At 53.4% G+C, this 26390-nt stretch carries 18 protein-coding genes; 12 read left to right on the forward strand and 6 right to left on the reverse strand.

The window, feature by feature from the left end:
• Window positions 1–120: 120 nt before the first annotated feature.
• From MRY86_RS03950 to MRY86_RS03970, 5 genes are all read left to right on the forward strand, one after another.
• On the forward strand, window positions 121–1248 hold the full coding sequence (locus tag MRY86_RS03950; RefSeq protein ID WP_293567016.1) for a DUF3524 domain-containing protein: 1128 nt from the start codon (window positions 121–123) through the stop codon (window positions 1246–1248).
• A 21-nt stretch (window positions 1249–1269) separates the two neighbouring features.
• Window positions 1270–2079: an alpha/beta fold hydrolase gene (locus tag MRY86_RS03955; RefSeq protein ID WP_293567015.1), complete on the forward strand. Its 810-nt coding sequence runs from the start codon at window positions 1270–1272 to the stop codon at window positions 2077–2079.
• Window positions 2079–2774 (forward strand): PrsW family glutamic-type intramembrane protease, encoded by a 696-nt coding sequence (locus tag MRY86_RS03960; protein ID WP_293567014.1) that lies wholly within the window; start codon window positions 2079–2081, stop codon window positions 2772–2774. The genes MRY86_RS03955 and MRY86_RS03960 overlap by 1 nt, the downstream gene beginning before the upstream one ends.
• 226 nt (window positions 2775–3000) lie before the next feature.
• A complete protein-coding gene (locus MRY86_RS03965) occupies window positions 3001–3783 on the forward strand; it encodes an Rpn family recombination-promoting nuclease/putative transposase (RefSeq protein WP_293567013.1) in 783 nt (260 codons plus the stop codon).
• Window positions 3784–3900: 117 nt separating this feature from the next.
• Complete coding sequence (locus MRY86_RS03970) at window positions 3901–4206, forward strand: hypothetical protein (RefSeq protein WP_293567012.1); 306 nt, start codon at window positions 3901–3903, stop codon at window positions 4204–4206.
• A 95-nt stretch (window positions 4207–4301) separates the two neighbouring features.
• On the opposite strand, the gene MRY86_RS03975 is transcribed toward MRY86_RS03970, so the two are convergent.
• The 4 genes from MRY86_RS03975 to MRY86_RS03990 form a co-directional block, all read right to left on the reverse strand.
• On the reverse strand, window positions 4302–5129 hold the full coding sequence (locus MRY86_RS03975) for a DUF6089 family protein (RefSeq protein WP_282784545.1): 828 nt from the start codon (window positions 5127–5129) through the stop codon (window positions 4302–4304).
• 191 nt (window positions 5130–5320) lie between these two features.
• Window positions 5321–7204, reverse strand: coding sequence for a CocE/NonD family hydrolase (locus tag MRY86_RS03980; RefSeq protein WP_293567011.1), 1884 nt, complete (start codon window positions 7202–7204; stop codon window positions 5321–5323).
• 41 nt (window positions 7205–7245) lie between these two features.
• Window positions 7246–7914: an HAD family phosphatase gene (locus MRY86_RS03985; RefSeq protein WP_293567010.1), complete on the reverse strand. Its 669-nt coding sequence runs from the start codon at window positions 7912–7914 to the stop codon at window positions 7246–7248.
• A gap of 126 nt (window positions 7915–8040) precedes the next feature.
• Window positions 8041–8496 carry an excisionase family DNA-binding protein gene (locus tag MRY86_RS03990; protein WP_282784538.1) on the reverse strand — a complete coding sequence of 152 codons (456 nt, stop codon included), beginning with the start codon at window positions 8494–8496 and terminating at the stop codon, window positions 8041–8043.
• A gap of 119 nt (window positions 8497–8615) precedes the next feature.
• Here MRY86_RS03990 and MRY86_RS03995 point away from each other — a divergent pair, with 119 nt between their 5' ends.
• Window positions 8616–9674 (forward strand): alkane 1-monooxygenase, encoded by a 1059-nt coding sequence (locus MRY86_RS03995; RefSeq protein WP_293565633.1) that lies wholly within the window; start codon window positions 8616–8618, stop codon window positions 9672–9674.
• Window positions 9675–9687: 13 nt separating this feature from the next.
• On the opposite strand, the gene MRY86_RS04000 is transcribed toward MRY86_RS03995, so the two are convergent.
• Entirely contained in the window at window positions 9688–13101 is a 3414-nt protein-coding gene (locus MRY86_RS04000) for a HAMP domain-containing sensor histidine kinase (protein ID WP_293565631.1), read from the reverse strand.
• 59 nt (window positions 13102–13160) lie between these two features.
• Window positions 13161–14012, reverse strand: coding sequence for a dienelactone hydrolase family protein (locus MRY86_RS04005; protein WP_293565629.1), 852 nt, complete (start codon window positions 14010–14012; stop codon window positions 13161–13163).
• Window positions 14013–14166: 154 nt separating this feature from the next.
• On the opposite strand from MRY86_RS04005, the gene MRY86_RS04010 reads away from it, so the two are divergent.
• The 6 genes from MRY86_RS04010 (at window position 14167) to atpF (ending at window position 26380) form a co-directional block, all read left to right on the forward strand.
• Entirely contained in the window at window positions 14167–16167 is a 2001-nt protein-coding gene (locus MRY86_RS04010; protein ID WP_293565627.1) for a dehydrogenase E1 component subunit alpha/beta, read from the forward strand.
• Between the two features lie 202 nt (window positions 16168–16369).
• Window positions 16370–21013 (forward strand): gliding motility-associated C-terminal domain-containing protein, encoded by a 4644-nt coding sequence (locus MRY86_RS04015; RefSeq protein ID WP_293565625.1) that lies wholly within the window; start codon window positions 16370–16372, stop codon window positions 21011–21013.
• Between the two features lie 245 nt (window positions 21014–21258).
• Window positions 21259–23862, forward strand: a complete 2604-nt coding sequence (locus MRY86_RS04020; RefSeq protein WP_293565623.1) for a transglycosylase domain-containing protein — start codon at window positions 21259–21261, stop codon at window positions 23860–23862.
• Window positions 23863–24226: 364 nt separating this feature from the next.
• On the forward strand, window positions 24227–25510 hold the full coding sequence (gene atpB, locus MRY86_RS04025) for a F0F1 ATP synthase subunit A (RefSeq protein ID WP_293565621.1): 1284 nt from the start codon (window positions 24227–24229) through the stop codon (window positions 25508–25510).
• Between the two features lie 37 nt (window positions 25511–25547).
• On the forward strand, window positions 25548–25739 hold the full coding sequence (atpE, locus tag MRY86_RS04030) for an ATP synthase F0 subunit C (protein ID WP_044217773.1): 192 nt from the start codon (window positions 25548–25550) through the stop codon (window positions 25737–25739).
• Between the two features lie 119 nt (window positions 25740–25858).
• The gene (gene atpF, locus MRY86_RS04035) at window positions 25859–26380 is read left to right on the forward strand and encodes a F0F1 ATP synthase subunit B (RefSeq protein WP_282784062.1); all 522 of its coding nucleotides are present in this window, start codon (window positions 25859–25861) and stop codon (window positions 26378–26380) included.
• Window positions 26381–26390: the final 10 nt, after the last annotated feature.

Raw genomic sequence — 26390 nt, forward strand, 5'->3', positions numbered from 1 at the left:
CCATCGCTGATTTGCGGTGCTATCGTAAAAGTGGAGCGTGGAGTACGATCCAGCAACTTGTCGCAGCGGCATAGCTGTGCAATTTGTTATACACACGGCCAGATTTAGCAACCCGTTAACATGAAAATTTTTCTTTTCGAACCTTTTTTTTCTGGTAGCCACCGGCAATGGGCGGAAGGGTATCAGGCCCACAGCGCTCATGAGGTCACTTTGATGGCCCTGCCCGGCCGGCATTGGAAGTGGCGGATGTTTGGTGGGGCACCGGCTTTGGCTGAGCAGTTGCGAAAGCAGGATGAGCGCCCCGATCTCATCCTGGCGACTGATATGCTGGACCTAGCAGGCTTTTTGGGCCAGGTGCGCCATCAGGTGCATGGAGTACCCGTAGCGCTTTACTTCCACGAAAATCAGCTCACCTATCCCTGGTCTCCCGCCGATGAGGACATCAGGGAACAGCGTGACCGGCACTATGCCTACCTCAATTTCACCTCAGCCCTGGCTGCTGATGCAGTGTTTTTCAACTCTCACTACCACCGCAAAGCTTTTCTGGAGGCTTTACCTGGCTTTCTGCGGGCTTTTCCGGATACCCGCGGCTTGTCTCATCTGCCCGGCCTGGCAGCCAAGAGCGAAGTGCTGCACCTTGGGCTGCCCCTCCGGGCTTTGAAGGGCGATGCCCGTCCGGTGGCAGGCCCGCCGGTCATTTTGTGGAACCACCGCTGGGAGTACGATAAAGACCCGGAGACATTTTTCCAGCTTCTCTTTCGCCTGCAGGCTGAAGGGAGACCCTTCCGGTTGATTGTACTTGGAGAAAACTACCGGGGTGCACCGCCCATTTTTGCGGAAGCGAAAGCGCGCCTGTCCGCCCACATCCTGCACTGGGGCTACGCAGAAAGCCGTCAGGATTACGCCCGTCTTTTGCAGCAAGCTGACCTGCTTCCCGTCACAAGCCGGCAGGACTTCTTTGGCGGGAGCGTGGCGGAGGCGATTCATGCCGGTTGCTATCCCATTCTGCCCGACCGTCTCGCTTTTCCGGAGCACTTGCCAGCCGCTGACCGACAGCAATATCTATACACCACGGCAGAAGAGCTTTACCAAAAGACCAAAACACTGCTACAGAAAGGCAGCATCAGCGTCCCATCTCAGCTCTCTGATTTTGTAGCCCGCTACGATTGGAGTATTTTAGCCGGGGCTTACGACAAGCGGTTCGTGCAGCTGAAAAAGCAACAATCAAAAAGGATCAGGGGCTTTTGAACACCCTACAACTCACTAGATATGAAAAAACTCCGGTACGAAGGGCAGGAAATGGCCTACCATACAGAAGGCAAAGGCACTCCGGTGGTGCTGTTGCACGGCTTCTGCGAAGACCACAAAATTTGGGAAGAATTTCAGAACGATCTGCGCGAAGAGCCCTGTCAGGTTATTGTGATCGACCTGCCTGGCTTTGGGGCTTCCGATGTGGTAGAGGGGATTACCATCGAAGGGATGGCCAGGCGGGTACACGCCTTGCTGCAGGAGCTGGGTGTAGGGCCAGCGGTGCTCATCGGGCATTCTATGGGCGGCTACGTAGGGCTGGCTTTTGCCCGGTTGTTCCCGGAAGCTCTGCTGGGGCTGGGGCTTTTCCATTCTCACCCCTATGCAGATGAGGAGGAAAAGAAAGCGACCCGGCAGAAGAGCGTCGAATTCATTCAGCGGCAGGGCCATATCCTGTTTGTGAAACAGCTGATACCTGGCCTCTTTGCCGACAACTTTGCCCGTAGCAACACCTTTTTGCTGGAAAAACTCATCTACCGGGCGGCCAAATTCCCCAGTGAAGGCATTATTGCGGCACAGCAGGCGATGATAAACCGGCAGGATGAAACGGAAACCCTGCGCCAAATTCAGGTACCAGTTCTGTTCATCGTAGGGAAAATGGACAGCGCTATCCCGGCGGAGAAAAGCATAGCCCAAACCCATCTGCCGGCGGTAGCTTCCATCCACATTCTGGAAAAAGCCGGTCATATGGGGCAGTTTGAAGCCCGGAAGGCCACGCAGCGCTACGTAAGGCAGTTCATAGCCTTTTGCGAAGAGAAAGCCAACAGCTGATGGGCTTTAGGGACGTGCTCCTCTTTCTGGCGGCCATCGCCCCCGGGCTGCTCATCTGCTGGTACATCTACAAAATGGATAAATACGAGCGGGAACAGCCCTTTCCGCTATTCGCCACCTTCTGGTTAGGGGCTTTTGCAACCCTGGGCGTGGTCAAGATTGAGACTTGGGCGACTTACTCGCCGATCCTGCAGGGGGAAGGAGTATTATTTACCCTCTTTTCCTCCTTCATTGTGGTGGCCCTGACGGAGGAACTGGTCAAATATCTTTGTTTATTCCTGTATCCTTACCGATCCCGTTTTTTCAATGAGCCCATGGACGGCATCGTTTATGCGGTGATGATCGGTATGGGCTTTGCGACGCTGGAAAACCTGATGTACGCCCTGCAGTACGGTTTGGAAACAGTTATTTTGCGCGCCTTTACAGCGGTGCCTGCCCACGCAGCCTTTGCCATCATCATGGGCTATTATTTTGGGAAAGCCAAGTTTGAGCCCGACCCGAAAATACGCCGGAAGCGGCTGCTCATGGCCTTGTTTGCGCCCCTTGTCATCCACGGATTGTACGACTTTCTCATTTTGCAGGAAATTTACGAAGGGCTCATTGCGCTCGCCATAGCCGTGCTTATAGCCAGTATTATTTTCGCCCGGCAGCTGCTGTTGGAGCAGCAGGAGAATTCGCCTTTTAAGGAGTCGTAGGGTTTTTCTGTAATGCTTGATGGGTGTGGAAGATTCTATGTCCCTTTTCCCGTCGAATCTTTACTTTCAGGTACGAATCCTGCGGCTTTGGATGTGCCAGATTGGGGGGTGAAATTTGGGATCAAAACACCTTTTAATAAGTTAGTCTTTTTTTGATAAGAATTGTGTTTTATTTACAAGATTTAAAATTTTTAGTATATTTATAACTGGATCTACTCTCTGTACCATGCCGCAAGACCTGCAAGTCCATCAACCGGATGATCGATTTTTTAAATCGGCTATGAGCGACCCGGAAGTTGCAATAAGTTACATAAAGTACTTTTTTCCGGAAGTCGCCCGGATAGCTGACTTTGAAAGCTTAAGCCTGGAGAATAGCATCGGCATTCGCCCGAGTCTCAAGCAGTTTGAAGCAGATGTTATTTACAGGTGCCGGTTTAAGGGAAAAGGTGATGACCATTTTTATTTCTGTTTATTATTTGAGCACAAGTCTAAGCCGGACCCTCACGTTGCAGTGCAAGTTGGGTTTTATATAATGGAACTGATGTTCAGGGCAGTCAGAAGGGGTGGGCAGAAGCCAGAGCCTGTGCTACCGTTAATATTTTACAACGGTAAGAAAAAGTGGGAACCTAAAACACTTATGGAACTTTTTAGTGATCACCCGCACTTGAGTACTTTAGAACCCTACATTCCCAACTTCGATTTTCTATATCAGGACGCTTCCAGCCTGAGCCCGGAGGAGCTGCTCCGGCTTGACCTGAGCTACTTTCGCAGTGCTATGATGGCGATGGCGTTCCGTTATCGGCAACACTTGATCTTTCAATATATAGAACCTATTTTTGGAGGGGCATTAGGAAAAGAAAAAATCATGGCGATCACGACCTACCTCCTTGGTGTAGGGGAGCGATCTGAAGAAACATTTTTAGAAAAACTCAAGACTATGTTGGGAATTCGCTTTTGGAGCGAATGCAGTCAAATTTTATTCTGGACAAGGCGCGATGAAGGAGCCTAGCCAAAGCTAAGCGACTGAAGAGCAACGAAGTGCAGGATGAAATTTGGCAAATGCAGCCCAAAGGGTGAAGTCCCAGCGTAGTCTAATGACACAGCGTTGAGCGTAAAACCTGAAGTGATGAGTACATTAGAGCAAATTTTAGAAAGAGGCAGAAGGGAGGGACTGGACAAAGGGGTTTTCAAAAACCGTGTATTCAACCTCCTCAAAACCGTCCTTCTCTTTCCGAACTGGACTGCCATCAAACTGTCCGACTTCACAGAGATAGAGCCCGGTACGGTCCGCACTTTTCTGGAGGTACTGGCGCAGGGCGATGCAGCCGCGCTGCACAAGTACGTGAGCGAAGATTTACTTTCCGATATTCCTTTGAGTAAAGAGGACGAGGAGAAACTGAACCGGCTTATTGGGCAGCTTGCTGGTAGCTAGATTGAAGTGTGCCTTTCTGTTTTGACGCCCTACTCAAATAAAAGATGAATCAGGCGTTTTTCTGCCTTTTCAAAGCAACCTAACTTACCTTTATCCTACCGGCTATACTCCGGGCAGCGCACATCCCCGAAGTAGTACAGCAAGCCTATCCCCAGTGTGATGAAGGTGTCATTGTTGTTGCTGTTGCCCCGCTGTGTGCCTTCCCGGCCAATTTGGCTGTTGGGCGCGCCTTCCACTTCGATGGAGCGGTCGGACAAGGCAACCGCAAGCTCATTGCGGAGTTGCAGGATGTCATCTTTGTCGGCATAAACGGTGCTAACATCATCGAGGTAGTCGGTGAAGAGGGTGCGGGCATTTAGCTCCAAGTTCAGGCTCCACTCGTAGCTGAGGTCTACCTTGAAGCCGAAGCCATAAGCCAGGCCGCCGCTCACACTGTAGTATTCCTCACCTTTGAACTGCCCCTCAGTGCCCAGCGGGCGGAGTTCTACCATTTCCCCCTGATACTCCGTCATGGGGTTGAAGTGGAAAACATTGAAGCCGGCAAACAGATAAGGGGTGAAGAATTCGTCCGGGTCACCGTGCTTGTAAGGCAGGAAATTGAACTCGAACTGAAAGGTCCCGTCGATGATGTTGCTTTCGAAACTCAGGTTACGTGCCCTTTCAAAGGCATTCGGGGAGTCCGCATCGGAGGCCGAGACTTGTGCAAAATTAGCGGAAGCCTTAAAGCACAACCGCTTGTTGAAATTGTAACGGGCAATCAGTCCGCCCGCCAGCCCGGGGTTACTGAAATCATAATCGGTATTCAAATCCCCAAGGTAGAAGGAGCTGCCGATCCAGCCACCGGCTTCCCAGCCCTTTTGAGCATGAGCAGTGGTGGTGCAAAGGATGGCGAAGGCCAGTACGGCCCAGGTATATGTTTTCACGATGTTCATGTTATCCAACGCTAAAGTTTGTCTTTCCTGTAAAGGAACGCAAAGGTAGGAAACATGGTATATTTAAATGGAGATTAAATCAATTATCAGCAGAGGAGCACTAGTGAACCTCCCAATGCCTTGGTCTGGCAAAATCAGCTGATCAGGGCATTGGGAGGCTAAGGTTAGAGGGGCTTCAGAGGCTACCGCACGATTGGCAGTCGTATCTGTGAGGGGTACGCTGCAGAATGGTGCACCTGATTGCGGGCTTTGACGCCTTCGGTCTCGTCCCAGTTGTTGCCACCGGTGTTGAGGTTGCGGGTAAAACGCGGGAAGTTGCTGCTCGATACTTCAATGCGGATGCGGTGCCCTTTCTCAAAGTAGTTGCTGGTGGACATAGGCGTGAGGTCGACTTTGTACACTTCTCCATCCTCCATGAGGACTTCCTTGTCGTAGCCCTCCCGGTAGCGCACGCGTTGGATGGTCTCGTCCAGGTTGTAAGCCCGCCCGTCCGGATAAACATCGATGAGCTTGACCGTGAAGTCGGTGTCTTTGGCATCAGAGGAGACGTAAAGGGTGGTCTCAATAAAGCCACTGATTTCCATACCTTCTTCCAGGGGCGGGGAGGTATACACCAAAATATCCTGCCTGGCTTCCAGTTCCTGCTGATCGAAGGCACCACCGTCTATGGCACCACCAGTACAGCAAACGTTGCCACCTACACTGGGCACCGGGTTCATCGGGTCGTAGGTGAAGGCATCGGGCTGATCCGCTGCATCGGGCATTTGGGTAGTCAGCACACCGTTGCCGAAAAGGCTGTTGGCTTGCCCCTCACTTTCGAGGTAGAAAGTGGTCATTTCCGCTGATTGAGGGGGCCAGGTTTCGGCGGTTTGCCACTGATTGCTACCCATAGTGTAGTAGCGCACCCTTGGCATTTGGGCAGGGTCCTTGCTTTTATCATCCTTCAGCCAGTAATCGAACCAGCCGTAGATCAGCTCATCGTAATTGAGGCGGGCGTCGCCTACACTTCGCTCTCCCACAATCGTGTTTTCGGTGGCGCGGGTGTAGGCACAGTGCAGCACAGGGGCGATGACCAGGTACTGGTCCGCGCCCACTTCCGGATTTTTACGCACGTGGTTGAACAAGGCGAGGTTGGGGCTGATGGACACATCATACCAGGAGGTAAACCAAAAGCTCGGCACGCCAAAGCCCATTGTATCGTGGTACAAGCCGCCCTCGAACCAGGCCGGATCATTAGGCTTACGCTGAATCATTTCACTGTAAATGCCGCGTGGCCCATCTACGTTTTCGATGATGTCCTTTACCGGCAGATGCCTGAACGCCTCCTTCCAGTCCACATCAGGCGGATCGGGCACAAGGTCGAAGAAGCGCGACATGCGGATGAGCTCTTCCTGCGTCGCATCCTTAGGAAACATCGGGCGGATACGGCCATTCTGAACCCAGTACAACCAGGAGGTAAAGAGCATCTGCTGAGCACCGCCCCGGTACCAGTTGCCCTGCTCGTAGTAGTCGCCCACCGTGCCAATACCGGCACCATAACCCTGTGGCACCATAGCAGCATGGGAAGGGTGGTCGAGGGCAGCCACGGCCATTTGCCACTCCGCCGTGGAGGAACAGCCGAGGGTGCCAATTTTCCCATTGCACCATTCCTGATCGGCCATCCAGCTAAAGGCATCGTAGCCATCAGTCAGTGGGAGGCCAAGGATGTCCCACTCCCCTTCGGAAAAATAGCGGTCGCGTTCATTTTGAACCACGTAGGCGTAGCCGCGCTTTACGGCTTCCATGGCTCGTTGGATTTGGCGCTTGTTGAGCTTGCCCTCCGAATAGAGGTTGAAATTATAAGGTGTGCGGGAAAAGATGACCGGTACGGGCTCGTCCGTTTTGGGCCGGTAGATATCGGTGGCCAGGCGTATGCCATCGCGCATAGGCATCATGACTTTTTGCTCCACGATGGCGATTTCCTGTACTTCTGCCCAGAGGGCGTCAGCTTCGTCCTGGCTAAATGCAGGCAGGGCAATAGCAAGCAGACCCAGAAATAGCAAGGCCTGTAGAATGTGTTTTTTCATACTAATCGAAAGTGTTATTGGTCAAAACAGAAGTTCGGCATCTATCGGATGTCGTACTCCAGGGCATTAAAGTCCTCAATATACGCCAATACATTGGGCAGGTGGCTAAACTCGGCTGGCTTGTGCGTTGTGGTGACGACAATTACCGGGCTGCCGGCGTTGTGGGCTGCTTCGGCGCCGGTGGGGCTGTCTTCAAAAATAACGCAGTTTTTGACCGGTATGCCCAGCCCGGCGGCGACCAGCTGATAGATTTCCGGATCGGGCTTGCCTTTGGTGACATCGCCGGCGTGTTTCACTGTGGCGAAGTAGTCGCGCAACTCCAGGTTGTCCAGCACAAAGTCCACGTTTGCCTGAGGTGCCGCCGTGCCAATGCCCATAGGCAGTTCCGCCTCCCAGGCTTCTTCCAGAAAGTCCGACAGCCCGTCGATCAGTTGCAATTGCTCCTGAAAGACCCGGCGGTATTCAGCTTCCTTGTCCTGCGCGTGGTATTGGCGCTCCTCGTCATTGAAGCGGTCTCCAAACAGGCGCAGCAGGATTTCCTCGTTCACCCCGTGGATTTCCCTGCGGACCTGCTCCAGCTCCATGTCCATGCCAAGGCTGCGGAGTTTACGCTGCCAGGCTTCGTGGTGCGCCATCATGTTGTCGACCATCGTGCCGTCCATATCAAAGATGAGGCCCTGAGCAGTGGTTTGGTATAAAGTGATTGGCATGCTTAGTTTTTGTGGTGAAGGTAGTGTTTTCTTAGAGCAAAGGTTTCAGTAGAGCTGGAAACTGCTTAATATCATTGACTTTCAAGGTATCTAAGAGCGCTCTTATCATTTATGCAAATCAAAAGTTTAGTATCCAAAATTGAGCTTTTGCGCTTGTTCAGCTAAGGCATCCAACGCTTCTGATTGTAATTCTTTTTGGTGTTGCTGGTACGCTATAATAGCACTCAGGCTGATCCTTCTATGGGTACCCACCTTCTTAAAAGGCATTGCTCCATCCTCTAATAGTTTAATGAGGTGTGGTCTTGATATCTGCAGTAAATCAGCCGCTTCCTGAGTGCTAAGCTCTACATCTGATGGCAAAAGTGAAAAAGGCTTGCCTTCAGAAATAAGGGAAAGCACCTCCTGAAGTACCTGCAAAGCTTGTTTGGGTAGCTTCAGTTGTAGGGATGGCAGGCCCTGTGCATCAATTGATAAGTCAGTCGGAGAATCTGCTTTTTTTTCCAGTGCTGATGTGATTGCTTTCGCAGAAAACGCTGCCATCTGACGTTCTTCCTTGGATAATACCGGATATGTTTTACTCATATTGAAATCATTTCTTCAATATAAACGAAATAATCGAAACATAGTTCCATTTCCATGACCGGACACTACTTTTTTGACTGAAAAACCGTATTTTTAAAAAGCCAACCAAATCTCAAATTATGAACCGCCGCGACACCAAATACCTGATCGCCTACCTGCTGCCCCTGTCCGCCTACGCTGCCATTTACATTGGGGGCATCTGGTCCTTTGCAGCCATTTACCTGGGCTTTATTGTCATTCCGGTTGTGGAGTTGTTTGTGCCGCAGTCGCCGGAAAACCACCCGCAGGCCGCAGAACCGGAGCGTGCCCGGGCCCGGTTGTTTGACTACCTGCTGTACTTCAATGTGCCTTTGGTGTACGGGTTGGTGGGCTACTACCTCTATACTCTGTCGCAGGGCGGGCTCGCCGGTTACGAAATCACGGGCATGACCTGCAGCGTGGGGCTCATTTTGGGCACGGCGGGCATCAACGTTGCCCATGAGCTGGGGCACCGTGCCGACCGCTTCGAGCGTTTTTTGGCGAAAGCCCTGCTGCTGCCGGCTTTGTACACCCACTTCATCATTGAGCACAACCTGGGGCACCACAAGCATGTGGCCACGCCCAAAGACCCGGCTACTTCCCGCCGGGGCGAGCTGATCTACACGTTCTGGTTCCGCTCGGTCATTGGGGGTTACTTCAGTGCGTGGCGGTTGGAAGCCGCACGGTTGGAAAGGCAGGGTAAGCCCGTTCTTAGCCTGCACAACGAGATGATCCGGTTTACGGGGCTGCAGCTGGCTTACCTGGCTACTGTTGGGTGGGTGTTTGGCTGGGTATGGGTTCCTTCCGCGATTGCGGTTGCCGTGTTTGGCTTCCTGATGCTGGAGTCGGTCAATTACATTGAGCACTACGGGCTGCAGCGCCGTCAGCTCGACAGTGGGCGCTACGAGCGAGTGGGGCCGCAGCATTCCTGGAATTCTGACCATGAGCTGGGGCGGATTTTTCTGTACGAACTGACCCGTCACTCTGACCACCACTACAAGGCATCACGCAAATACCAGATCCTAAGGCATCAGGACGAGAGCCCGCAGCTGCCTACCGGTTATCCGGGAGCGATTCTGTTGTCGCTTGTGCCTCCGCTTTGGTTCCGGGTGATGGATAAGCGGGTGGCTAAGCACAATCAGCAAGTCGGGGTAAACTAATTCCTCCACCTTATTAATTGGCTGCTGAAGCATCCGGCAGTGCCATAAAGAAGGTCGTGCCCTTGCCGGGTTCCGTTTCGAAGTAGATGTCGCCGCCCGCTGCGGTCATCATGTTCTTGCACATGGCCAACCCAAGCCCCATGCCTGAGGATTTGGTGGTGAAGTTGGGCTGGAATACCTTGGGCTGTACCTCCTCCGGAATGCCCGTCCCATTATCAGTAACGGTAATGAGGTGCTGCGCTGCGCCGGGCTGTACCCGGATGTGGATGTGCCCCTGCCGGTCCTCCGGAATGGCCTGCTGTGCATTTTTGATCAGGTTGTTGAGGACGCGCACCAGATGGCCCCGGTCGGCAAAGACGGGCACCGGCGTATCCGGTAAGGTAAGCTCAATGCGCTCTGCCGGTTCCTGATGTTCCGTAAACAATCGGTAAACGCTCTCCACCACTGTATTCAAATTCAGGGATTCCGGTTCCGCCTTTGGCATTTTGGCGAAGTTGGAAAACTCGGTGGCAATACGCGCCAGCCCGTCAATCTGCTCAATCAGGGTTTGAGCCACGCTGCTGATCATAGCGGCTGCCCGTTCGGGATCCGATTTGCGGGCGTGCTCCAGGTACTGAATGCTCAGTTTCATGGGCGTAAGCGGGTTCTTGATTTCATGCGCCACCTGCTTGGCCATCTCGCGCCAGGCCCCTTCCCGTTCTGATTGTCGTAGCTTTTCGGCACTTTCCTCCAGTTTTTGGATCATCAGGTTGTACTCGTTCACCAGTTTACCGATCTCGTCTTCGCTTTCCCATTCCAGCGGCTCATTTTGGCCAAGCTGGAAGCTGCGCAGTTTCTCGCCGATCTTCATCAGCGGGCGGGTAATGGAATTGGCGACGGTGATGGCGATGGCACCGGCAATGAGCAGGAGGAAAACATAGAGGTTGAGCAGGTTACCAATAAAGCCCAGCACATTCTGCTGCAGGTTGCGCGTACCGGAAGTGAAAGGGATTTGGAAAAAGTAACTCAGCCCCTGCGTGGGCTCAGCCACCGGTACATAGGCCGACAGGTAACGGAGCGCGCCGGCCTGTTCTTCCAGTAAAGCCGGCTTGAACCCCTGCCGGTAGTAGGCCCGTACAGCCTCCGGGTTGATGCGGGGCGATTGCCAGCCCTGGAAAAGAAAGAAGGGCACCGAAGTCCGGATCAGGCTGCCCCCGGCATTATAAACTGAAAGGTCGACCTGATGGATTTCTGACAGCTCCCGCAACGCATGCTGATCATGGGGGTCAAAGTCTTGTTTCTGCAAATCACGCAGCAGCACATCTACTTTTTCCAGCAGCCGTTCCCCGTGATAGCTGACCGAAGACTGCTGCAGGGAGGCTACCGTAACTGCACCGATAAACAGGAAAGCAAAGAGCGTAAGCCCAATGACCGAGAGTTGTATGCGGTGGCGTAGTGAAGGCGTACCGAAGAGCAGGCTGCCCGGTGTAGCCGGCAAAATGGGGTAGAGCCGGTTGAGCCCAAAGACCAGGAGCGACAGCACCGTGAGCAGGGCAAAGAGATAGGAAAACAGGGAAATTGGCTTCAGGTATCCGCCCAGGGCTTCCCCAACGATGATCGTGTAGCCATCCGGATGGGCATAGTAAAGATTGGCCCGTTTGCTGTTCAGGCGTTCCCGGCTTTCTCCCTTCACCGGCCAAAGGTCGGCAGACAGCCATTCCCGCAGAAAGTAGCCACGCTGGGCAATGCGCACGGAGTCTTTAAATAAGCTGATGGCATAACGGGCTTGCTGATGGGGAGCGGAAGGCACGAGCTCCTGCAGTACCCGGCGGTTGGGCTGCAGGGCAGGCTGAAAAACCAGCGCACTGTCCTGGCGCCATGGCAAGCTGTAGGTATAATAATGGCGGTTGGGGGCCAGCCGGAAAGCAGTGCCCGCTGTTTGGAGGTGGCGAATGTCGCTTTCCGGCAGAAGGTGCCAGTTGAAATTCTTATATAAATAAGGAGTGTAGAGCAGAAGCGTCTCCAGGCTATCCGCAGGAGGCCAGGCAGCGAGTTGTACCTGTAGTTCCAGCAGAGCTTGTTCTGCCATTTGATCATCCGGAGCTGTTAGTTGTTTGGCGAAAGCCAGGCGCTGTTCGTGCCCGTTGTCGAGGTTATACTTGAAGAGGAGCCCTGCGGCAAAACCCGAAAGCAAAGCCAGCCAGAGCATTAGCCAGGCCGGGCTGGCCGCTTCGATTTCCACGAAAAGGTCCAGCATAGCAATATAGAGCAGCGGCAGCAGCAAGACCGGCAGTAATCCCAGCCCAAGGTTTAGGAACAAGGCTATTGTTATGCCAGGCAGTATAGCAATGCCCATCGCTAGCAGCCGCTGATTTCGGTCAAGGGGCAGTCGGTGGATGCCCTTGACGGTCCAAAGGCTGAAAAGCAGAAAGGTCAGCATGAGCAGCACGATAGCCGCCAATGCAATCAGCTCCGCAGTGCCCAGCATGAGCACGTTGCTGAAGTCAAAATCCAGATCGGTCTCCAGTAGCAGTGCACGGAACAGGGCCCCGCCAAACAGCAAGCCCGTGACGATACTTCCGAAGCCCAACGCCGCCAGTGCACCGTTTTGCCAGGGATGCCGGTCGTGGAGTCCTATTTTCAGCGGCAGGCGTTGCCCCAGGCTTAGCAGCCAGAATAAAAGCAGCGGCAGCAGGGTGAATTGCGCCAGGTTACCAACAGGAAGGCGGATCGACAGTAGGTTTTGCGGAAATTCCAGGGAAGGGTAGTCCAGCATCCCTGTCATCCATAGCCATAGCGCTCCGACAAGGACTGCTGTCAGAAAAGCCGGAGTAGGGCTCAGGCGTCGGCTCAGCAACCGACTCCCTTTATCGACCAGGAAAAACAGCGCCAGCGAAAACAGGAGCCCGGCAGCTAGATGCACTTTTTGCCAAAAAGAAGGCAGGTGCTGCACCTGATCGGGCACGTAGCCAATAACTGTACCGACTGTATTGTGGACAGGATAAGGGGAGGTTGACCACTCGTCATTGACAACAGCCGGCAAAGGGATACCTACTGTAACCGAATAAGGCCCCGGAAGCTCACGGGGAATGAAGTACTGTGGTGCTCTGCCGGGGAACCGAAGCGCCTGAGGCTTCTGTAGAGGATCAGGGAAATAGATATGCGAATCAGTCCAAAATACCCGCTTTTTACCCTCATAGCACATAAAAGAAAAGCCATTCGGCAAGGGGCGGGTTGCCGGATGGCTAAAGGGCTGCCGGCACTGTTCCAGCCACAAGCTGTCTTGCTCCAGCCACCGCAGTGCCTGAGCTTCATTAGCCTGTAGCTGCACTTCGGCTGCCTCTGCCTGTGCCGCCGCCGGGTTGAGTTGCTGAACGTAAATTAGCAAAAGCCCGGACAACAGCAGCGTGGCAACAGCAAAAGCGATGATTCCATTTTGCCTGCTCATTGTGCTTTAATGTTACGTTGAAGATAGAGCAGGGTTGCAAGCTACGCAAGTTTTGGTGGCTAGAGATTCGCTTTCAGGAAGGCTTGTGCGGCCTGATTGGCCGTACGCGCTGCCTGCTGATCGTAGCGGGGGCTGCTGGGATTGGCAAAAGCGTGGTCGGCATCGTAAGACTGTACCTGTACCGTTTTATCAGCTTCTACTGCCAGGTCCTCAAAGCTTTGCGCGACCTCCGGTGTAATCCATTCGTCCTGACGGGCGAAGATGGCCAGCACGGGGGCTTGCAGCGGCATCAGGGCTTCCTTGTCCTGCACGGGCATGCCGTAGTACATCACACAGGCTTCTCCTCTGTCGCCCGCCTGTATGGAGGCTTTGAGGGACCATCCGCCGCCGAAGCACCAGCCAATTGTGCCAATCCGGGCGTTTGGGCCTGCCAGGTCGAGGGCGCCCTGTATGATGGCTTTGGCGCGGTCTTCCTTAACGTTCTTAGTTAGTTCTCCTGCCCGCTCACGGGTGGTGGCTACCTCGCCGTCGTACAGGTCGAGTGCCAGTACATTGACGGTATCGAGCTCATCGAAGTACCGCTCGGCTTCCTGCCGGATGTGGTCATTCAGGCCCCACCATTCGTGGAAAACGAGGAGGTACTCTTCGCTGGGCTTTGCCGTCATCAGGGCATAGGCGCTGCCCTTTTTGCCATCGGGCGTATCAAACTTGATGCGCTTGCCGGTATTGGCCGGGGTGGCTTCGCCGGGCATTTCGTGCTGATTTTTGAAGTTCTCATCGTCCACAAACTGCCCCATGCTGGTGGAGTCGGTGCCGTCGGCAGTGCTATCGCCTGTGTTGTTGGTGTTTTGGCAAGCTGTGAAAAACAGGCTTATTGCCATTAGAAATATGGGAAATGGGTGCTTAAGCATAGCTATTGTTGTTTGAACTTGGAAATCTCTCACTTTATTGAAGGCGGAAGACAGGGCTTTTGTTTGGTGAAAAGCTGTAAACAAAGCCTGATTTTCTTGCACAGACATTTAGAAACCACCTACCTTTGTGCCCGAATTTAACCAAATTAAAACCATGGCCGACGTCATCCCAACACCCGTCCTTACCTACGACCGTAGTGCCTTTTCTGATGAGGAACTCCTGAAATTATACCGTGGGCTCCTGCTGCCCCGCCTGATTGAAGAGAAGATGCTGATCCTGTTGCGGCAGGGTAAAATCAGCAAGTGGTTTTCCGGTATCGGGCAGGAGGCGATCTCGGTAGGCGCTACGCTGGCTCTCCACCCTGATGAACTGCTCTTTACCATGCACCGCAACCTTGGCGTATTCACCAGCCGGGAAGTGCCGTTGGAGCGCTTGTTTGCCCAATGGCAGGGCAAAGACCTTGGGTTTACCAAAGGCCGGGACCGGTCTTTTCACTTTGGGGCGATGGACTACTGCATTGTGGGTATGATTTCCCACCTCGGACCACAGTTATCGCTGGCTGCAGGTGTAGCGCTTGCCAATAAGCTAAGTAAAGCCGGCCAGGTCTCCCTGGCCTTTACCGGCGAAGGAGGCACAAGTGAGGGCGAATTCCACGAAGCACTCAATACGGCAGCGGTCTGGGAACTGCCGGTAATTTTTGTGATTGAGAATAATGGCTACGGCTTGTCCACACCTGCAAGCGAGCAGTACCGTTGTGAGCAGCTTGCCGACCGGGCTAAAGGCTACGGCATGCGGTCCGAGGTCATTGATGGCAATAATATCCTGGAGGTTTACGAAACCTTTACCCGCCTGTCTGCCGAACTACGTGAAAACCCAGAGCCTGTCCTGGTAGAGTGCCGGACCTTCCGTATGCGCGGGCATGAAGAGGCTTCCGGCACCAAGTATGTCCCGCAGGAGCTGATGGCCGAGTGGGCGCAGCGCGATCCCCTGGACAACTATGAGCGCTTTTTATTGCAGGAAGGCGTACTTGATGAAGCACAAGTCAATGCCCTCCGCAAATCATTCAAGCAGCAAATCAATGAAGGGCTGGACAAAGCCTACGCCGAGCCCGCTGTGACGGCTTCTTTGGAAACCGAATTGGGGGATGTCTATGCACCTGATGCACCAGTCCCAAAACCACCACAGGGGCCGTCCACCGAGCTACGCTTTGTAGATGCCATCTCCAAAGGACTGGAGGCTGCCATGGAAGCCCACGACAACCTCGTCCTCATGGGGCAGGATATTGCCGATTACGGCGGGGTGTTTAAAATTACGGATGGCTTTACAGAAAAATTTGGCCACGACCGGGTGCGCAATACGCCCCTCTGCGAGAGTGCCATCATCGGTATTGGACTGGGGCTCAGCCTCAAAGGATATAAATCGATGGTGGAAATGCAGTTTGCGGATTTTGTGAGCTGCGGGTTCAACCAGATTGTCAACAACCTGGCAAAGCTGCACTACCGCTGGGGGCAGAACGCCGATGTGGTCATCCGGATGCCCACAGGCGGGGGCGTAGGTGCCGGACCTTTCCATTCCCAGAGCAATGAAGCCTGGTTTTTCCACACTCCTGGACTGAAGATCGTCTACCCTTCCACCCCGGAAGATGCCAAAGGCCTGCTGCTGGCCAGTTTTGAAGACCCCAACCCGGTGCTGTACTTTGAGCATAAAGCCCTGTACCGCCGACTGACGGCGGCAGTGCCCGATGGGTATTATACCACGCCAATCGGCAAGGCCCGCCTGGCGGCGGAGGGCGATGAAGTCTCTATCATTACCTACGGTATGGGCGTGCACTGGGCGCTGGAAGTTTGTGCGGAAATGGGCGTCGATGCTGATATCCTGGACCTGCGTACCCTTTTGCCTCTGGATTACGACGCCATTCGGGCAACGGTGGAAAAAACCAACCGGGTGCTTATCCTGCACGAAGACACCCAAACGGGCGGTATTGGCGGAGAGCTTTCCGCTTACATCAGCGAGCACCTGTTTGAGCATTTAGATGCACCGGTGCTTCGGGCGGGCAGCCTGGATACCCCCGTGCCTTTTGCTACTATTTTGGAGGAGCAGTTTTTGCCCAAGACCCGCTTCCGGGCGCAGTTGGAGCGACTGTTGTCGTATTAAAGGAGCAGTTGTACACTTTTTGAGCAGCAACATCGTTCAATTCAGTATTGTGCGGGTACCTTTCCGTAAAGGAGCCGGGCAACAGACGATTAAACTTTTCGACAAATTACAATAGTCGGAGGGTGATGCCTATTTTTGTGCCTTTATTAAAAGGATGCCCTTACCCAAATCCCATTAACGATATTCAAATCAATCCGGAACAATGATTAGATTTTTCCTTCCAATTGCCTTACTGCTGTTCGCCAATATAGGGCTGTACGCGCAGGCACCGCAAAATATTTCTGTGAAAGGCTCCGCTGAAGGGGCCCTGCGGGTACCTTGCAATCAGAATGATGCGGGGACGATTCAGGGGTTTGGCCCTTTCGCCGGACAGTCCAACGACATCGATCCTGATACCATTTATCTTTGTTTGGGCGACACCCTGCGGTTGACTCACAACATGGATTTTTCCTTTGGTGGCGATCCTAACCCGGCTACCGCGGCCGGTGTTGCTTACGCCTTTTACGATGATATCCCAACTGTTGACGGGCCGGATTTGACCACCGTGCTGACCGATCCCTCTCTGAATACTACTTCGCCCATTATACTCAATGGTTTCGAGTTTGATCAGGAGAATGGCATCTGGCTGGCACCAACCATCAACAGCTTTGGCAATCTTGATCTGATCAACAACGGGAGTTTGCAGGAAGCTTATAACATGGGTGTGCCGGCACCAATTCAGTTTTGGTTTGCACCGATCACCGTGGACAACGCCTCGGCTTTGGAGTACGAGCAGGGCGGCCCCTGTGTGAGCGTCAGCATCGATGAGGCCTTTTCGGTGGTGTACCTCGAAAGCATCGCCATTACCGAAACCTTTGTCGACCCCGCCGGAGGGCTGGAAGGCAGTTTTGTGCTACAGGGCGGCCTGCCGGAGTTTGACCCTTCTACTTCCTACACCATTACCATCAATGAAATTGGAGGTGGAGGAATGGGTACGGTCCAAACCGTAACGCCCGGGCACAATGATACGATCACCTATACTGTACCGGAAACGGGCACCTATGAAGTCATCGTGGAAGATGGCAAAAGCTGCGGCCTGATCGATACCCTCGTGATGCCGGTACTCTTTGATGTGGGCGACCTGAATGGCGCTCCCGGCGATACCGTCTGTGTGCCGGTGACGACGACCAACTTCGTTAACCTGACCAATGCTCAGTTTTCCATGGCATGGGACCCTACGCTGCTTGATTTTATAGGCGTTGACAACCTGACTACTGACCTGCCCTCTTTCGATCAGGGCATCTTCAATATCTCCCCGGCTATTACAGATACCGGGCGGCTGACCATGGGGTGGGCAGATTTTCTGGCCACGCCCCGGACCCTGCCGGATGGCGCACTCCTTTTTGAGGTTTGCTTTGAAGTCATTGGTGACCTCGGCGATCAGGCAGCTGTGACCATTATTGATTCCCCTCTGGATATACAAGCCGGAAATGCCAATTCAGGGAATGCAGATATCCCGACCATTATTGATAACGGGCAGGTTAATATTACCAATGCCATTTTGCTGGTACAAGGCACCGTGGATAGTGTCTCCTGTGCCGGGTTCGATGACGGCTCCTTTACCGTAACGGCGACAGGTGGTGTACCTCCCTATACTTATGCCTGGAATGCAGTACCCCCTGCCGGTCCGGACAACACCGGGACGATTGCCGCCTCGGGCGACACCTTCACCGCATCAGGGCTGGGGGAAGGCGTATTCTCCATCACTGTTTCGGACAGCGATATGCCTGCCAATATTGACACCATAGAGTTGCAGGTGCTCGAAGGCCCGGCCCTTGGACTGAGCCTCCTGGAGACTCAGCCCACGTGTAACGGGGACAGCGATGGCAGCCTGACCGCTCAGATTACGCTGGATGGTGTGGCTCAACCCAACCCCGGGCCCGGCTTTACCTTTTCCTGGAATACCGGGGACTCCACCCAAACCATCACCGGGCTTTCTTTCCAGCCACAGGCTTACGCTGTTACGGTTACGGATGCGAATGGGTGTGTGGCTACAGCCAGTACGACCCTCAGCCAACCCGGCGAATTGCTGCTGTTGGCTCAAAATACCAATATTACGGATGCTACCTGTAGCGGTGCCATGGATGGTGCTATTACTGTCGGTGCTTCCGGGGGCGTGAATGATATGGGCAGCTACTACTATCAGTGGGAGGGGCAGCCGGTAGATACTGCTGCAACGGCACAACTGACGGACCTCGACCCTGGCATGTACAATCTGACCGTTACGGATGCAAATGGATGTGTGGTTATTGACAGCTTCCCGGTAGGGGCGACCAAGCTGCTGGGCGTAACCCTGGTGGACTCTTCCCACGTCAGCTGTAATGGTGCCGCCGATGCATTCCTTCAGGTGCAGGGCACTGCCACCGGCCAACCGCCATTCGGTGCCTTCACGTACAACTGGACCGCACTGCCTGGAGGAAGCAGCCTTGCCGGAGCCAACATCAATGACCTGGCGCCCGGTCTGTATGTCGTTACCGTAACCGATCAGGACCCGCTCGGTTGTTTCACCATAGACACCTTTAATATAGGACAGCCTGATTCGCTTCAGGTTGCTCTGCTGGACCTGGCCAACGAGAGCTGTACCGGCGGTGGTATGGATGGCGCTATTACCGTGGGCGTAGATGGTGGTACGGCTCCTTACACCTACGACTGGTCGAATATGGATACCGATTCCATCTTGACTGATCTCGTACAAGGCCTCTACATTCTCAATCTGGAGGATGCCAACGGCTGTACGTCGATCGACACCTTTGCGGTCACGGCACCGGCACCGCCCAATATTATTGAGTTTGAAAACGATACCCTGCTCTGCTCAGATGATACCGACGGTAGCCTGATGATTACGGCGACGCCCGGGGGCTCACCCATCGAGAGCTACACCTGGAGCAATAACGAGACCGGCCCTGCCATTGCCAACCTGGCACCGGGTACCTACTTCGTCACCATTACAGCTGAGGATGGCTGTGAGCTGGTGGATTCGGCACAGGTCGTTGCGCCGGCACCACTGGTCATCGACAGTATCGGTTCATCCTCGCCGCTCTGTGTGGGCCAAAGCAATGGCAGCCTTACGGTATTTGCCAGTGGTGGCACCGCGCCTTATCAGTATATCTGGGGCTCTGATACGCTTTCCACTGTGCTCAACCCGGGCCTGTCCGCTGGTCTTTACAATCTGACCGTCGTGGATGCGAATGGCTGTGCAGGCGTAACGGCAACAGCAGAGGTGGTTGACCCGCCGAGTATTGAGGTGTCCTTTACGGATGTCCTGCCGGTAAGTTGCTTTGAGGGCGTCTGCGATGGGCAGGCAACGGCAACGGCTATGTATGCTGATGGCAGTGCCGGCCTTTTCAACTTTAACTGGGAAAGTGGGGAGATTGATCTGGATGTACTGACGTCCTCTGCAACGCAGCTCTGCCGGGACTCTCAAACGGTAGTGGTGACGGATGAGAATGGATGTGTACAAACGTCTGAAGTCATCATTCCTAGCCCGGAACCAATTTTGCTCAACGTCTCTTCAGAAAGCGTGAGCTGTAATGGCGGTTCTGATGGCACTATTACCCTGACCCCGTCCGGTGGGGCAGGAGGCTATACCTTCCTGTGGCCTGATCTGAACGAAACGACGCCAACGGTTTCCGGTCTGATGGCTGGTGCCTACAACGTTATTGTTACCGATGCCAATGGCTGTGAGCAGGATGGCCTGCCCGAAATCGGCGAGCCAGATGCCCTGGAGCTGAGTATCGATCCTGTTAATACCCGCGATATTTCCTGCTTCGGTGAGGAAGACGGGCAAATAGCGGTGACTTACAACTTTAACGACAATATCAATCCCGTTGGTAACACCCCCTTCTCTTTCTCAGCCAATGTGCCGCAGGGGGCGGGCAATGCCGCAACGGGGTTTGCAAGTGGTCTTTCTGCCGGCACTTACGGCATCACCATTACCGACACGCAGGGTTGTCAGGATTCTGTGTCCATCAGCCTGATTGAGCCTTCTGAAATTATGGCGGTCATTCCTGATCCGGAGGACCCTCCTTGTTTTGATGCCACTACGCTGGTTTTTATTGACACCGTATTTGGAGGCGCAGGTACCACACCGGATGATTACCGGTACATGGTTGATGGAAATGGGGTGTTACTGACACCTGATGTCCCTGCAGATATCTTCGGTGACGGGGAGCACACCATTGAAATATTCGACCCCAATGGCTGTTCTGCGGCCTTCTTTGTGGAAATCGATCAGCCCGATGAGATCACCGTTACCTTCCCTCAGCCGGTGGTGGAAATTGAGCTCGGCGACAGTACCACAAGCCTCATGCCGATCATCAGCCCGGCGGGCACGCAGGTTGACTCCTTTATCTGGACCCCTGCTATTTACCTGTCCTCAGATACAGTGGAAAACCCCACGGTCTTCCCATTGGAATCGCAAGATTACACCCTGCGCATTGTGGATATAAATGGCTGTGATGCGGAAGGCTCGGTATTTGTGGAGCTTGATGCCAACCGGAATATCTATATCCCGGGCGCTTTCTCACCTAATGGTGACGGCACCAACGATGAGTTCCGGGTTTTCCCCTGCACCGGCGTCACGGCCATTCGAAGTGTGAATATCTTTGACCGCTGGGGCAATCAGGTTTATCAGAATGGTGGGTTTGATGTCAGCAATGGTCTGTTCTGTGCCGGAGGGCTGCCACTTTGGGACGGTTCCTTCAAAGGTGAGTTCATGAACATGGGCGTCTACGTTTATGTGATTGATGTTGAATTCCTGGATGGCATCCGGCTGGTCTACCGGGGCGATTTGTCTTTGATACGTTAACGGAGGCAATGCGCTGATAAGCTGCCGCTTTCCACTTGAGTGTGGGGAGCGGCAGCTTAGTTTATAGCGATCTTTTTGTTTTTGTTTTATTTATTTTAAAACAAATATTGTTTATTTTGCAGGGCAGATTGTCGATCGCTCCGTTTTCGGTCAGAAAAGGTCATTTTTTAGGCACAAAGGGAATAAAAGTGCAACGCCAGGCGTTAGACAAGGTCATTTGAAAACAAACAGATGCAGTGATTTAGATGCAGCAGTCCAATTCCAATCTTTTTGAACAAGCGAAGTCCTGGTCCGCCGCGCAGTGGCAGCAAATCCGTCAATGGTCCCTGGACTTCTACGGGCGGTATCCTCGTTGGGCCATCGCTGGGTTGATAACGGGCGGGCTCGGTATTCTGGGCTTTTTGTCCGTCCTTGTGATCGCAGCGCTGGTGTACTTTGAAGCACTGGGGCCCGTTCCTGGTTACCCTGAGCTGGAGGCCATCAGCAACCACAATGCGTCTGAGGTATACGCGGAAGACGGCGTGCTGCTGGGCAAGTACTATGTGGAAAACCGCATCAATGCCGACTTTGAGGAGATCTCTCCTGATTTGATCAATGCCCTCGTCGCCACCGAGGACGCCCGTTTTTTTGAGCACAGCGGTATTGATGTGCGGGCTGCGGCCCGGGTACTGGTGAAGTCGATATTGCTGATGGACGAATCTTCCGGAGGGGGCAGCACTTTGAGTCAGCAGCTGGCCAAGAACCTTTATCCGAGGGAGGATTACCTTATGCTGTCGATGGTGGTGAATAAAATGCGGGAAATGCTGATTGCCCGCCGACTGGAAAAGGTCTATGCCAAGGAGGAGCTGCTGCGGCTGTATCTAAACACCGTATCTTTTGGCGAAGGAATTTTCGGAATCAAAGTCGCAGCGCAACGCTTTTTCAATAAATCCCCGGAAGCCTTAAATCTGGAGGAAGCCGCCGTTTTGGTCGGCATGCTCAAAGCCACGACTTACTACAGTCCGGTGCGCCATCCCGAAAATGCCGAACGCCGCCGCAATATCGTTTTGGGGCAGATGGTGCGCTATGGTTATTTGGATGCGGAAGTCAAAGACTCGCTGATACAGTTGCCTCTGGAAACGGACTACCGGCCCGAAGGCCACAACAAAGGTTTAGCGACCTACTTCCGGGAACATCTGCGGCATGAACTGGATGATATTCTGAAAGATTACACCAAGCCCGATGGCACACCTTATAATTTATATACAGATGGGCTGCGCATTTACACCTCAATTGATGCCCGTCTGCAGCGCTATGCCGAAGAGGCCGTACAGGAAGAAATGACCAAAGTCCAGGAAAATTTTTACGAAGACTGGAAAAAAGGGACACCCTGGGGCAGCAGTGAAGTGCTGGAACGAGCCGTGCGGAAGTCGGAGCGCTATCAGAAACTAAAAGACAAAGGCCTCTCAGAGGAAGCAATCGATGCTATCTTTCAGCAGCCCGTCCCTATGACGGTTTTCAGTTGGGAAAAGGGAGAGGAGGAACGGGAAATGAGCCCGCTCGACTCTGTGAAGTATTACCTCACCCTGCTGAATGCGGGTTTTCTGGCGGCTGATCCCTCCACAGGGCTGATCAAAGCCTGGGTAGGCGGTATCGATCATAAGTACTTTCAGTATGACCATGTTTTTGCCAAGCGGCAGGTCGGCTCCACCTTCAAGCCGGTGGTGTATGCCACAGCCCTGCAAAGCGGTATGCTGCCCTGTGAGTACACTTACAACCGGCAGGTGGCATACGCCAAATATGACAACTGGTCGCCCCGCAATGCAGATGGGGAGTACGATGGCGTCTACTCTATGGAAGGAGCACTGAGCAATTCCGTCAATACCGTCACGGTCGAAATCATGATGCGAACGGGCATGGATTCGGTCCGGCAGCTGGGGCAGGCGATGGGAATAGAGAGCCGAATTCCGGCGGTGCCTTCTATTGCACTGGGCGCCGTGGAGGCTTCCCTTTACGAAATGACCAAAGTCTACGGCACCTTTGCCAACCGTGGCCGCCGCCCGGAGTGGCACTATCTGGACCGCATTGAGACTGCTGACGGCACGGTTTTAGCCGAATTTGACCGGCCTAACCCGCGCCGTTTTCCGCGGGTACTGGAGAAGCCACAAGCCGACATGATGATAAGAATGCTGGAGTCGGTGGTCGATAGCGGTACGGCCCGTAAGCTCCGTTATCGCTACGGGCTTTACAACGACCTGGCTGGTAAGACCGGGACGACCCAAAATCAGTCCGATGGCTGGTTCATGGGCTTTAACCCCCGGCTGGTGGCTGGTGCCTGGGTAGGGGGTTCCTGGCCGCAGGTGCACTTCCGCACCCTCTACCGCGGGCAGGCCTCGTCCACAGCCCTGCCGATTTATGGCGCGTTTATGAGAAAGGTGTATCAGGACAAGGCTTTCAAGTCTGTGCGCTACGCCAAATTTGAAGCGGCGGCGGACACGGTCACAGCGCTCATGCAGTGCCCGCCCTACCTTGAGGAAATGCCTATTCTTGCTGCGCATGAGGACGGCTACTACTACTTTGAAGACAACCGAAGTTTGTTCGGCCGGTTGACCGATCAGCCCTACAAAGATGAACAGGGCCGGGTCATCAACGTACCGCCCCGGCAGGCCGGCGAATCAGATGAAGCTTATGTGCAGCGCATACGGGCCTATCAGGCGCGGCTGGAGGAGCGCGAGGAAAGACGCGAAAAGCGGAAAGCTTTCTGGAGCAATCTTTTATTCGGTGAAGAAGGCAAAGGCGAAAATCAGGGAGAAGGCGGAAATGACCAAAAACCGACCACCGGCTACAAATACTACGACCGAAATAACTAGACTTAATACCGGAATCCCTAAAGATTTTGGAATCAAACCACTACGCAAAAGCCATGCGGCCGTTTAGCGCTCCTAAAAAATACCGCTAAGGTCAAGGGGGAGTGGTATAAATAATTATTCCGCGAGTCTCGTATTTCGGGAAACAAAAAACGCCCCGGAGTACCTTGTTTGCAATCCCACCTTATTTTATTGGAGAATAACGACTATAACTCGCTGTTTCTCAACCCCTGTAAATCAAAAGTCCATTTGAAAAAAAAGGTTGTACGTTTCACTAATATGCCAAAGTGCCTTACTTTTGTGCCGATTTCTAAAGGTCCTGGTTTTTGCACCTCTATTAAGCAAAGCCTACTAAAGCATAAGAATAGTGAAAGTGGACATCAAGAAGTTCTGCATACTGACACTGGCCCTGGCCCTCTCCGGCTTTATGAGCCCTGCATTTGCGCAACATGACGATCACGGCCATGACGACCATACCGGGCACGAACAGGCCGAAGGGCACGAAGAGCACAATCAGAACGAAGAGCACGGCGAAGGCTACGATCCGGTAGCGACGGTCATGCACCATATTGCCGATGCCAATGAGTTCCATATCTGGAAAGGCGTGCACATCCCACTTCCTGTTTTCCTTTATGCACCGGACCATGGCTGGACGACCGGTACTTCTGCCATGTTTGAGCACGGCCACACCGCCGTTGATGGCTACGTACTCAACCACGGGCGTATCAACCGCGTCGCCGATGCTTCCTTCCCTAAAGGCGAAGTACACGTTGGACACATCGATCACAAGGTTGAAGCGGACGAAGAAGGAAAAGAAAAAGACGTTTACTACGTCAACTACGAAAATGAATCTTACAAGCTTGACGCACCCAGTACCCTCGACGGTGGCATGATGGGTGGCGGCATCACTTCATTTTACGACTTCTCTATTACCAAGAATGTCTTTACCATGCTCCTGGCAGCCCTGCTGCTGATCTTCATCTTCAATGCGGTAGCCCGCGGGTACAAGAAGAACGAAGGAAAGGCACCATCGGGCATTCAGTCGTTCTTTGAAGTGTTCTTTGTATTCATGCGTGATGAAGTCACGAAGCCTATGATCGGCGAGAAGCACTACGAGCGCTTCCAGCCTTTCGTGATGACGCTGTTTTTCTTCATCCTGTTCTGCAACCTGCTGGGCTTGGTTCCTTTCTTCCCGGGCAGTGCAAACGTTACCGGCAATATCGCCGTGACGCTGGTACTGGCGGTATTCACCTTCATCGTGGTGAACCTGAACGGTAAGAAGGACTACTGGCAGCATATATTCTGGATGCCGGGCATTCCGGGCTGGGTGAAAATTATCCTGACGCCTGTGGAAATCCTTGGCCTGTTTATCCGCCCTTTCTCCCTGATGATTCGTTTGTTTGCGAACATCTCGGCTGGGCACATTATCATCCTGAGCCTTATCGGTTTGATCTTCCTCTTTGGCGACAACGGCGCCAATACCGGAGGAGCAGCAGCAGGTGCAGTGGTAGGTGGTTTGTTCACTGCCTTCATGAACCTGATTGAGCTGTTGGTGGCCGCGCTGCAAGCCTTCGTGTTTGCCATCCTGTCTGCCTCCTACATCGGAGCAGCGGTAGAGGAGCACCACCACGATGAGGCACACGCACACTAAGCATTTTATTTACTCACTCATATAAAATCTCATAACAATGGGACCAATTGGAGCTGGATTAGCAGCACTCGGCGCAGGTATCGGTATCGGTTTGATCGGTAGCAAAGCAATGGAAGCTATCGCTCGTCAGCCTGAGGCTGCCGGTGATATCCGAAGCAACATGATCCTTGTAGCAGCACTCGTTGAGGGTGCGGCACTGTTCGCGATCGTTGTAGGCCTGTTGGGCTAAGCCCTACGCCACGGAATTAAAGCACAGGGTGGTTGCAGCAGCGGTTGGCTGTCTGCGCCTCCTGTCTTGAGTGAGCTGGTTGGATTAACAAAAATTACCTTCTAAACTTTTTCGATACAATGGCTAACGTATTGTTTTTGGCTGACTTCTCCGTTATCAAGCCCGATCCGGGCCTGATCTTCTGGACGACTCTGATCTTCCTGCTGGTTTGGGCCTTGCTCGGCCGCATGGCTTTTGGCCCTATCCAAAATGCCCTGAAAAAACGGGAAAATGATATTCAGGATGCCCTCGATGAGGCCCGCAATGCCCGTGAAGAAATGGCAGCGCTGCAGTCTAAGAATGAAGAACTGCTGCGTCAGGCTCAGGAAGAGCGCGCTAAAATCCTGAAAGAGGCTAAGGAAACCAAAGAGGCGATCGTCAAAGAAGCTAAGGAAAAAGCACAGGACGAAGCCCGCAAAATCGTCAATAATGCCAAGCAGGATATCGAAAATCAGCGCCTGGCTGCTATGACGGACCTGAAAAATCAGGTAGGTGTGCTGTCTATCGAAATCGCTGAGAAGCTGCTGCGCCGCCAACTGGACGACAAGAAGGGTCAGGAGCAGTTTGTCAGCTCACTGGTCGATGACATCAAAATGAACTAAGCCATCGGTA

Origin of the sequence: Phaeodactylibacter sp., assembly GCF_022763345.1 — a bacterium.
Classification (GTDB): Bacteria; Bacteroidota; Bacteroidia; order Chitinophagales; family Saprospiraceae; genus Phaeodactylibacter.